This is a genomic window from Desulfovibrio sp. (assembly GCF_019424165.1).
Lineage (GTDB): Bacteria > Desulfobacterota > Desulfovibrionia > Desulfovibrionales > Desulfovibrionaceae > Desulfovibrio.
Genome location: NZ_JAHZAA010000011.1, coordinates 64,398 through 71,604, shown reverse-complemented (window position 1 = coordinate 71,604; position 7,207 = coordinate 64,398). Strand labels below are relative to the sequence as shown.

The 7,207-nt window shown below is 59.1% G+C and carries 8 protein-coding genes and 1 pseudogene; 2 read left to right on the top strand and 7 right to left on the bottom strand.

Translation table 11 applies throughout. From position 1 onward, the window contains the following. Both QZ377_RS06095 and QZ377_RS06090 read left to right on the top strand, forming a co-directional pair. A pseudogene (locus QZ377_RS06095) lies at window positions 1-496 on the top strand (phenylacetate--CoA ligase family protein); the annotation flags it as partial. Window positions 497-912: 416 nt separating this feature from the next. Beyond that, window positions 913-1,767, top strand: a complete 855-nt coding sequence (locus tag QZ377_RS06090) for a DUF169 domain-containing protein (RefSeq protein ID WP_291440303.1) — start codon at window positions 913-915, stop codon at window positions 1,765-1,767. Between the two features lie 260 nt (window positions 1,768-2,027). Here the strand turns inward: QZ377_RS06090 and QZ377_RS06085 are convergent, their stop codons facing one another. The 7 genes from QZ377_RS06085 to QZ377_RS06055 all read right to left on the bottom strand — a co-directional run bounded on the left by QZ377_RS06085 (window position 2,028) and on the right by QZ377_RS06055 (window position 7,113). Continuing rightward, window positions 2,028-2,453, bottom strand: coding sequence for a hypothetical protein (locus QZ377_RS06085; RefSeq protein ID WP_012623966.1), 426 nt, complete (start codon window positions 2,451-2,453; stop codon window positions 2,028-2,030). Continuing rightward, entirely contained in the window at window positions 2,450-2,779 is a 330-nt protein-coding gene (locus QZ377_RS06080; RefSeq protein WP_291440302.1) for a hypothetical protein, read from the bottom strand. The genes QZ377_RS06085 and QZ377_RS06080 overlap by 4 nt, the downstream gene beginning before the upstream one ends. Before the next feature lie 322 nt (window positions 2,780-3,101). After that, a complete protein-coding gene (locus QZ377_RS06075; protein WP_291440301.1) occupies window positions 3,102-3,767 on the bottom strand; it encodes a flagellar basal body-associated FliL family protein in 666 nt (221 codons plus the stop codon). A gap of 59 nt (window positions 3,768-3,826) precedes the next feature. Next, the gene (locus QZ377_RS06070; protein WP_012623969.1) at window positions 3,827-4,207 is read right to left on the bottom strand and encodes a chemotaxis response regulator CheY; all 381 of its coding nucleotides are present in this window, start codon (window positions 4,205-4,207) and stop codon (window positions 3,827-3,829) included. 75 nt (window positions 4,208-4,282) lie between these two features. Next, entirely contained in the window at window positions 4,283-5,065 is a 783-nt protein-coding gene (locus tag QZ377_RS06065; RefSeq protein WP_291440300.1) for a FliA/WhiG family RNA polymerase sigma factor, read from the bottom strand. Between the two features lie 162 nt (window positions 5,066-5,227). Continuing rightward, window positions 5,228-6,040, bottom strand: a complete 813-nt coding sequence (locus tag QZ377_RS06060; protein WP_291440299.1) for a MinD/ParA family protein — start codon at window positions 6,038-6,040, stop codon at window positions 5,228-5,230. A gap of 29 nt (window positions 6,041-6,069) precedes the next feature. Then, window positions 6,070-7,113 (bottom strand): flagellar biosynthesis protein FlhF, encoded by a 1,044-nt coding sequence (locus tag QZ377_RS06055; RefSeq protein ID WP_291440298.1) that lies wholly within the window; start codon window positions 7,111-7,113, stop codon window positions 6,070-6,072. Window positions 7,114-7,207: the final 94 nt, after the last annotated feature.

The window sequence follows — 7,207 nt, the reverse complement described above, 5'->3', positions numbered from 1 at the left end:
TCTGCATGTGGCTAACCGCTGCTTTGTGGAAATTTGCCATCCTGACACGGGCATTCCGCTCAAGGACGGCGAAGTGGGCGAAATTGTGGTCACGGCATTCAACAAGACCTATCCGCTCATCCGTCTGGCTACGGGCGACCTTTCGTACATTGATCGCAGCCCCTGCGCCTGCGGCCGTACCAGCCCGCGTCTGGGCAGCATTGTGGGCCGCGTGGACACAACTGCCCGCATCATGGGCATGTTTGTCTACCCGCATCAGGTTGAGCAGGTCATGAGCCGCTTTGAAGAAATCAAGCGTTGGCAGATCGAGGTCACCAACCCCGGCGGCATCGATGAAATGACCCTTTTTGTGGAAACAAGCGCCTTCAAGCGCGAAGAGGAACTGCTGCACCAGTTCCGCGAAAAGATCAAACTGCGCCCCGAACTGCGTGTGCTGGCTCCCGGCAGCCTGCCCCCGCAGATCCGGCCCATCGAAGACAAGCGCCACTGGGACTAGCGTGTATTGCCATTGAGAATGCAGCCATTCTCAATGGTTGCACAAACCGGTTCCGGCGTTTGACAGCAGTTTACGCCTTTGGCAGCGGGCGGCGGCACAAGCCGTTGCCCGCTGCCCGCATTTGCAGGCCTGGCAAGGCGGCTCCATAGCGGAACCGTTTCGCCGGGCTTTTCTTTGTGCTGCCTTTTTGCTCCTGTTTCGTCCACTTCTTCCACATGTTTCGCCTTTTCCTGTGTATGCGTACATGTTGCGCCCCTTGTGCAACGGCACGCTGATCGGCTTCGAGGCCTTACCTCCCGGCGTAAAAGATGTTATGCGGAACTGAACCGGATACCCGTGTGTGCCTTACAGCCACGCGTGCCGGGAGCCGCATGGCGGGTGCAAGGCCGCCGGAACCCCTGACCGAGGAGTGCGCAATGCAGGAACTTGTCAAGCAGACGCGGAAATTGCTGGACCTTCTGGGCCATAACGAGGCCCCGATGGGAGTGTATTATACGGATGTAAAGCCGGAAGGCTTCGGCCCCAAAGCCGGAGAAATCTTCAGCCGTGAGCGTGAGACCGCAGGAGAGATCGACTGGCAAAAAGCTTTCGGCGCTTTTTCATGCATTATCGGCAATATACGGCTGGCGCGTAAAAAGCGCACGGCGGCGTGGATAAGCCACAAGGAATGCGGCTGTATGGGGGGCGGGTACTATTCCGGCGTGTACGCCCCCTATCTTGATATGAACGTTCGCTACGTCTCCACCGGAATGCCGGGAACGCCCATTGAAGGGGAGCATTATCTGCCTTCGCCCGAAAGTATGGTGGCTTTTATGGAAGATTGTGCGCCGCCCCTGCAGGAGGGCAAATATTGCGTAATCAAGCCGCTGGAGCAGTTCAGCTCCGCGGAGCCGCCGCTGGTGGTGGTCTTTTTCGCGCGGCCGGAGGTCATTACCGGGCTGCACAACCTGGCCTGCTATACTGTGGGCAGCCATACCGGAGTTGTCTCACCGTTCGGTGCGGGCTGTACCAACATCATCGCCTGGCCGCTGGTGTATGAACGGCGTGGGCAGCCCTGCGCGGTGATCGGTGGCTTTGACCCTTCCGCCCGCAAATACATGAAGGCTGACGAACTCAGCTTTGCCGTTCCCCAGGCCTTGTACGTCGAAATGCTGGACCGCATGGACACCTCGGCCCTGACGCGCGAAACCTGGGCCGGTGTGCGCAAAAAGGTGCTTAAAAGCCGCAGAATCTGGGGTGAAGGAGGGGAGGAGGGCGAAGCGACTTCCTGAGAAGGTGGCGTGCCTGGTCTGAGGCCGCTCATTTTGCGCCACGGCAAAAGGCGCGAAGCGGCTTTCTGAACACGATGCCAGGTGTGGGTGTGGATGCGGAACCGTTGCCGGTTGCGGTGTTCCGGCTGTTCTTACCCGGCTTGCTTGCGCGGCGGGCGGCAGAGGGGGAGGCAGTCAGGCCGTGTTTCTTCAAGGGCCTTGCAAAATGCTTGCAAGGTGAACTTGATTGGCCGTCAAGCAGCCATTTCAAGCGGCGATTGTTAGTCTGTTTCCTGCGCCAGGATCAGATCAACCTCGTCCACGCTCAGGCCTGCGTTGCGGGCGATCTGGCGGCTTGAAAGACCCTTGCGCCTGCCGTTGAGGATGATTTCGCGCAGGAACTGGGGCGAGCGGCTGATGCCTTCGGCCTGTTCCAGCAGGCGGCGCAGTTCCTGTGCGCGCTCCTCAAGTTTTGCGTCCAGGTTTTGCAGTTCGGCCTGACGCTGGGCAAAGGTTGCCACAATTTCCCGCTCCAGCCGCGCGTTCATTTCGATGCGGGCCAGCAGCGCTTCCTGATTGCCCTGCAGGGCGTTGAGCATGGTTTCCGAACGTCGCAGGCGCAGGTAGAAAAAGAGCACACCGCCAAGAATAGCCAGTTCAAGAATGGAAAAAGCGATAATGAGGGCGAAAACGAGATTGGCATTCATACTTTAACATTCAGAAGTTTGCCCACCAAGGGGGATTCCGGCTCGCGCGGGGCATCACTGGCTTCCGGCGGCGGTGGCGGCGGGCGTTTGCGGCGGCGGCTGCCGAACTGCGGCACAGGTGGGCCGCCATCTGCATCGGGCGACAGGTGGGCCTTGTCGCCCGCCTCGCTCTTGGCGATTTGCTGCCGTTCCTGCCGGGCCATTTCAGCGGCAAGCACCCGCGACATGGCAGCAGCGGCCTGCGGGCCTACAGCTGCCGCATTGGCCATGGAGGTAGCCATGCCTGTCTGGGCATACAGCACGGCCATGGTGGCGTCAACGCTCATGGCGGTCTCCGTGGGCTAGAGCAGGTTATTCGAGTGTTTTTTGTCTCCCCGCTTCGATGTGCCGTTGGGGCGTGTACACCCGGCCCTTGTTACGGGCGCGTACCCTTACGGTTGTCGGAACAGTGTTGTGCAAGGTGTGCGACCATAAAATTCCGGATGCTGCCGGGCGATGGCTGTGGTTGCAAAAGCGTTTTTTCGCCGATGGCCTGCTGAAAACCGGTATGTTGCACTGCATCCGGTTTTCCGGGAGTCGCCGTTTTTTCAGCGGCTGTGGCAGGCTGCCCGGCTGGCGGGCAGCGCCGTGCGTCAGCGCGGTTCTGCCTTATTCCGCAAGATAGCTTTCAAAAAGCACGTCATCAATGCGACCCGAGGACAGGTAGTCATTAAGAATGCTCGTCAGATCTCTCTTGATGGTGACAGCATTGCCCGGGTTAAGCAAGTAGTCGTCACTCTTGCCGCTCAGATAGAAGAACAGGGCGTCGCGCAAGGAGATCATCTTGTGATCCATCTCGCCGCTGACGCTGGAACTCTTGCTGATTGTCGAAAATTTGCACACCAGAAAGCGGGCCATGCCGTCCACCTGACGGGGAACCACAAAGGGGGCCAGCTCTTTGACATAATCGGCGGGCGGCACATCCACGGGCTGGGACGGAACCACAATGACTTCGGGCTTGATTTCAAGGGGAGGGGGCGGCGGCGTACGCAGAAAAAACCACCACACGGCGGCGCCAAGAATCAGCAGAAGGGCAACGGCCCCGGCGCCGAGAATAAGAAGCTTTTGTTTTTTTTCTGCTTTTGGATCAGGGGCAACCTGGGCGGGAAGCTTTTTGTCATCCTGTACGGCCGGACTGGCTGCTTCCTGTTCTTCTTTCAGGAATGGGGCGTCGTCAAGATCCAGATCCACCTTGCGCACGGCCGGGTCCGGCCCCAGTGATATCTGCATTTCGTCCCTGGCGGGAGCGTCTTTGACGTCTGTCTTGTTTGCCACAAGGTTCTCCTGGCCGCCACGCAGGGGCCTGCCGCCCGCAGGAGCGCCCCCACAACGGATCAGCCGAAGATTTTGTCGATCTTCTGCTTCATGGTGTCAGCAGTGAACGGCTTGACGATATAGTTGGAAACCTTGGCTTGCACGGCTTCGATAATGTTTTCCTGCTGGGCTTCGGCCGTAACCATAAGAAAGGGAATGTGCGCGAACTGTTCGCTGGCGCGCACTTTGCGCAGAAGCTCAATACCCGTCATGTTGGGCATATTCCAGTCTGACACGATAAAGTCTATTTTTTCGCGGTTGAGCACTTCCCATGCGGTGGTGCCGTCATCGGCCTCCACCACGTTCTGAAAGCCGATCTGGCGCAGAATGTTGCGCACAATGCGGCGCATGGTGGAAAAGTCGTCAACCACAAGAACACGCATATTGGGATTGTAAGGCATGTTGAAAGCTCCTTAACGCCTGCGGGGGCGCCGTAGCGGGGCTTGCCGCGATGTTCGCGCCTGCCCGTAGCATCGTTATATGTCAGCGTCCTCACCATACAGGCTGACGAATTCTTTGCGCAGGCGGCTCAGGGCCTGTGAATGCAACTGTGAAACGCGGCCTTCTGTGATGCCCATGACTTCAGCAGTTTCACGCATATTCAGCTCATCAGTATAGTAGAGTGACAGTACCAGCTTTTCTCTTGGCGTCAAGCGATCTATAAGAGGGGCAACCCTTTCCACCAATTCACGAAAAGCTGTTTTGCGGTAGGGTTCTCCTCCGGGTTCCTGGGCATCACCCGAGATGGTGTCCTGTATGGCGTCCAGTGAGAGCCAAAGTTGGTTTTGCAGCGCTTCAAGCCCCTGGCGCACGTCCCGCAGGGGAAGGTCGGTAATGGCCTGAAGCTCTTCTTCCGTGGCTTGGCGGCCGTGCTCGTGCTCCACCTTGCGCATGGCTTCATCAAGAATGCGCACCCGCTGGCGCAAAGAGCGGGGGAACCAGTCCAGCCTGCGCAATTCGTCCAGCATGGCACCGCGAATGCGGCTTTCAGCGTAGGTTTCAAAGCGTATGCCCAACTGCGGACGAAACTTGCCCAGGGCCTCCATAAGGCCGAGCGTTCCGGAGCTGATGAGTTCGCCCAGTTCCACGCTGCGCGGCAGCTTGGCCTTGAGACGCAGGGCCAGAAAGCGGATTTTGGGTGCATAATGACGCACCACGGCTTCCTGCTCTGCCGGAGAAAAATTTTCCCAGGCGGTTGCCCCGGTTTCGAGCGCTTCCCAGGGGCCGGGGGTATGCGCTTGGGCTGTTCCGGTTTTCATGTTGCTATCCTTCCGGTTTTGCCTCTTCCACCCCGTGGCATGCTGAATGCCGGTTGTGCGCCGCTGCCCTTGCCCGCCAGGCTGTGCAGAACGCGTTATTCCACGTTAAGGTTGATGTTGGGGCGGAACTGATGCCCGCCTGCCTGGGCCAAAATAGATATCCTAGCGGAAAAGCAGTTTTTTCCAGAAAAATTTGATGTTGCCGTCAAGATTTTCGGGCACATCCCACTGCGTTATGCCCCGCGCCAGATCCATGACGGCGCGTGATGCCGGGCTTTGCGGCTCACTGATGCAGAAGGGCAACTGCTGCACAACGGCCTTGCGCACGCCCGTATCGCGCGGGATGACGCTTACAAGCTCCAGTGAAACACCGCTTAAAAAGTGGTCGCAGGCCTGGGCCAGCCGCACAAACATTTCCTTGGCGGTCTTCTGGTCCGGGGCCATGTTGACGCATACCCTGAAGCGCTCCACGCCGTGGTTGGTCTTGAGAACCTTGATGAGGGCGTAGGCGTCTGTAAGAGACGTCGGCTCGGGGGTGAGCACCACAAGGCGCTCCTGGGCGGCCATGTTGAAGTAGAGAACATTGTCGCTGATGCCCGCCCCGGTGTCCACGATGAGGTAATCAAGGTCGTCTTCCAGCTCATCCACGGCGTCCAGCAGTTCCAGCTTCTGGCCTGTGGAGAGGGTGAGCATTTCGCTCATGCCCGAAGAGGCGGGCAGGATGGAAAATCCGTAAGGCGTGGGAAAAAGGATGTCGCCCACGCTGGCGCCCTCGTGAAAGAGATGAAAGATATTTTTCTGCGGCGTAAGGCCAAGCACCACGTCCACGTTGGCAAGGCCCAGGTCCGCATCAATGAGCACCACCTGTTTGCCAAGCTGCGCAAGGCAGATGGCCAGGTTGACCGAAACATTGGTCTTGCCTACCCCGCCCTTGCCGGAAGTGACGGAAAATACCAGGGGGAATGTGCCGCTCATCTGTGTGCTCCGCATAGTTTAGGCCGTGCTTAAGCCGCCTGGCCGGGGATTTGCCTTTTGAAAATCAGTCGCCACACCAGCGGCTCCGTGGCCGGGGCAAGGCTCTCCTTGAGTTCCGCGCCATAAGACAGTGCCGATATGGGCAAACCGGCGGCGCACGCCACGTTGACTATAGTACCAAAGCTCACGGCTTCGTCCAGCTTTGTCCATACCAGGGACCCCGGGCCGTCGCATTTGTAGCGGTGCAGAAATGCCTGAATCTGCACGGCATCGCAATAGGGAGAAAGCGTGAGATGCGTGGCGGCGTCCACCTGTGCCAGACCCATTTCTTCGCGCCATTGCACAAGACTTGTGGTGCGGTCAAGGCCGGGAACGTCTATGAACACGGCATCTGCATCGGCCGTAGCCCGCAGCGCTTCCTGCATGGCGGCCTTGTCCGGGGCTTCAAGGTAGCTGAAATTTGAAAGTTCAGCCCAGTGCCGCAGCACCAGACGACCGTTGCCGCGCAGGCAGTCGGCATTGATGAAGGCTATGCGCGCTTCAGGTTCCGCCTTGCGGCGGTGCAGGGCAAAGCGCAGGGCAGTAGTGGTTTTGCCGAAGCCGAACGGCCCCGCCATCAGGTGCAGCCGCTGATCCCAGTACGCCGGACCCCATCCCTTGACCGGAACCATGCCGCACAGGCATTCCAGCACGGATGCGCCGGGCTGCGCCACTAGGCGCTGGTACAGGTCCACGGCCACAGCGTCAGAAATTCCTTCGCGCTGGAGATACTCAAGGGCAACGCGCTGACGGGGGGTCAGGCGCTCAAGCTGGATGGCGGGCTTCATAAGGGCAAAGAGTTGATCCTTGATCTGCTGCCACTCCTTGTGCCATTCGCCCCATCCGCCCGGAGTGCCGCCGGACGCGCCGTTAGCGGACTGGGGGCGCTCCATCCCCGCCGTGATTTCGTGGCAGACCGCGCCGTTCTTGCGGTAGGTGCGGTTGCCCAGGATGACGGCATCTGGCCCCATTTCGGCCTTGATTCTTGCCAGAATCTCCTGCGATGTGGTGCCGGTGAACGTCTTTACCTGCATGGCCTTTCCTTTGACTGACGGCGGTTGCGCCGCCCGTTATTGCCGTTGTGCCGTATGTTTGACAGCACACTGACTAAATGCAAATTAAGGGCCA

Excerpts from the sequence above, each read along its gene's own strand:
- QZ377_RS06055 (WP_291440298.1), bottom strand. The coding sequence starts at position 7,113 with ATGCAGGTAAAGACGTTCACCGGCACCACATCGCAGGAGATTCTGGCA.
- QZ377_RS06090 (WP_291440303.1), top strand. The coding sequence starts at position 913 with ATGCAGGAACTTGTCAAGCAGACGCGGAAATTGCTGGACCTTCTGGGC.
- QZ377_RS06085 (WP_012623966.1), bottom strand. The coding sequence starts at position 2,453 with ATGAATGCCAATCTCGTTTTCGCCCTCATTATCGCTTTTTCCATTCTT.
- QZ377_RS06065 (WP_291440300.1), bottom strand. The coding sequence starts at position 5,065 with ATGAAAACCGGAACAGCCCAAGCGCATACCCCCGGCCCCTGGGAAGCG.
- QZ377_RS06080 (WP_291440302.1), bottom strand. The coding sequence starts at position 2,779 with ATGAGCGTTGACGCCACCATGGCCGTGCTGTATGCCCAGACAGGCATG.
- QZ377_RS06060 (WP_291440299.1), bottom strand. The coding sequence starts at position 6,040 with ATGAGCGGCACATTCCCCCTGGTATTTTCCGTCACTTCCGGCAAGGGC.
- QZ377_RS06070 (WP_012623969.1), bottom strand. The coding sequence starts at position 4,207 with ATGCCTTACAATCCCAATATGCGTGTTCTTGTGGTTGACGACTTTTCC.